1 protein-coding gene is annotated in these 1,160 nt (G+C 72.1%); it reads left to right on the top strand.

Going from position 1 to position 1,160, the window contains the following annotated elements:
* A partial coding sequence (locus tag ABT245_RS45930; RefSeq protein ID WP_351747140.1) for a maltotransferase domain-containing protein occupies nucleotides 1-1,160 on the top strand: 1,160 nt, incomplete at both ends.

Below are 1,160 nucleotides of genomic sequence, written 5' to 3'. Positions count from 1 at the left end.
AAGGCGGTCGTCGGGGAGACGTTCGAGGTGTCCGCGACCGTGTTCCGCGAGGGGCATGACGCGGTGGCCGCGAATGTGGTGCTGTGCGATCCCGAGGGCCGGGCCGGCCCCTGGACCCCGATGCGCGAGACGGCCCCCGGCACCGACCGCTGGGTCGCGGACGTCACCCCGGACGCGATGGGCCGCTGGACCTACCACGTGGAGGCATGGGGCGACCCCGTCACCACCTGGCGGCACACCGCGGGGATCAAGATCCCGGCGGGCCTCGACACGGATCTGGTGCTGGAGGAGGGCGCGCGGCTGTACGAGCGGGCGGCGGCCGACATGCCCGAGACGGGCGGAGCGCGGGACGCCGTTCTCGCCGCGGCGGCGGCCCTGCGGGACGAGGACCGGCCGCCCGCGTGGCGGCTGGCGGCGGCGTTTGCGCCGGGGGTGGCGGAGGTGCTGGCCCGGTATCCGCTGCGGGAACTGGTCACCGCCTCGACGCCACTGCCCCTGCTCGTGGAACGCGAACGCGCCCTGTACGGCTCCTGGTACGAGTTCTTCCCCCGCTCCGAGGGCACACCCGACCAGCCCCACGGCACCTTCCGCACCGCCGCCCGACGCCTCCGACCCATCGCGGACATGGGCTTCGACGTCGTCTACCTCCCCCCGATCCACCCCATCGGCACCACCCACCGCAAAGGCCCCAACAACACCCTCACCGCCCGCCCCGACGACGTCGGCGTCCCCTGGGCCATCGGCTCACCCGACGGCGGCCACGACACCGTCCACCCCGACCTCGGCACCACCGAGGACTTCCGCCACTTCGTCCGGCAGGCCACCGCCCACGGCCTGGAGATCGCCCTCGACCTCGCCCTCCAGTGCTCCCCCGACCACCCCTGGATCCACAAACACCCCCACTGGTTCCACCACCGCCCCGACGGCACCATCGCCCACGCCGAGAACCCCCCCAAGAAATACCAGGACATCCACCCCCTCGCCTTCGACACCGACATGGACGGCCTGATCACCGAAACCCTCCGCATCCTGCGCCACTGGATGGCCTGCGGCGTCCGCATCTTCCGCGTCGACAACCCCCACACCAAACCCGTCGTCTTCTGGGAACGCGTCCTCACCGACATCAACACCACCGACCCCGACGTCATCTTCCTCGCCGA

The sequence above is a fragment of the Streptomyces sp. NPDC001508 genome (assembly GCF_040298665.1).
Classification (GTDB): Bacteria; Actinomycetota; Actinomycetes; order Streptomycetales; family Streptomycetaceae; genus Streptomyces.
The sequence above is the reverse complement of the archived record's forward strand: the minus strand, read 5'-3'. Positions and strand labels throughout refer to the sequence as shown.